This is a genomic window from Streptomyces sparsus (assembly GCF_054776295.1).
Genome location: NZ_BAAHCA010001291.1, coordinates 1 through 1074 on the forward strand (window position 1 = coordinate 1; position 1074 = coordinate 1074).

At 72.3% G+C, this 1074-nt stretch carries 1 protein-coding gene; it reads right to left on the bottom strand.

Annotated features, from left to right (window positions below; all coding sequences use genetic code 11):
* Nucleotides 1-82: 82 nt before the first annotated feature.
* Nucleotides 83-865 (bottom strand): GAF and ANTAR domain-containing protein, encoded by a 783-nt coding sequence (locus ACYVE9_RS27970; RefSeq protein WP_461030682.1) that lies wholly within the window; start codon nucleotides 863-865, stop codon nucleotides 83-85.
* Nucleotides 866-1074: the final 209 nt, after the last annotated feature.

Here is a 1074-nt window from a genome sequence, read left to right on the forward strand (position 1 = left end):
CGGACCGCAGCGGGGCGGGCGGTCACGGGACGAGCGCGCGGGCCGGGCCGTCGGGGCCGGTGAGGCAAGTCGGGTAGTCGCCCTACTCGTCATGGAAATCGACCCTGCCCCGGATGACGTCCTCGGCGGCCTCGGTGATGGTCTGCCCGTGGGCGAAGGCGCGGGCCCGGAGGCGGGCCATGGCGTTCTCGGCACTGAGATCAAGCTTGATCATGAGGATGCCGGACGCCTGGTGCACTTCGTCGTGGTTGGTCTCGGCGGATCCGAGCCACGAGTACATCCGCTCCGGATCAACGGCGGTCGAGCCGGCCTCCAGCACCAGCAGGGCGTAGGCTATCGCGTCCGCCGCGGGGAAGGCGTAGGCGACGTCCTGTTCGCTGAGCGGCCCGGGATCCTGCCGGTACAGGTCGAGCGTGCCGATGGCCACCGCCTCGCTGCCCAGCGGAAGCGAGAAGACCGCCCTGACGCCCAGTTCGACCGCCTGATGGGCGTATACGGGCCAGCGGACGGCGTCCGGGCCCTGGGTGAGGTCGGCGGCCAGCACGGGAGCGGCCAGGGTCAGCGCGCGGTGGCAGGGGCCGTCACCCAGGGTGTACTGCAGCTCCGCCAGCCGCCCGGCGACCGCGTTGCTCGACCACCACAGTGTGCGGGGGGCGTCACCGCCGCCGTACAGGGATATCGAGGCGCCGCTGATGTCCATGAGCTCCACGCAGGCACCGCACAGCTGCTCCGGCACCTGTTCGATACCCGGGCCCATGACCGCGTCGGCAAGTGCCTGCGGGAAGTCGGGGATGTCCTTCGGGGCCCGGGGATTTCGACGGCGGGAGGCGCCACCTTCACCGCCCTCGGAGTGATCGCCCTCCACCTGTGCACCTCCGAGACATCGGGTTCAGATCCTACTGCCGCGGTCCCTCCGCGATGAACCCTCCTGGGGGCCGGGACTGCGGCCTGCGCCGGGACGGCGGCCACGGCCGAAACCGCGGACGGACGCCCGCAGCGCAGCGCGTACCCGTGCCCCGCGGGTCCGTAACGACCGGTTGAGGCCGAGGTGCCGGCGCCGGGAGCGGGGCGCGG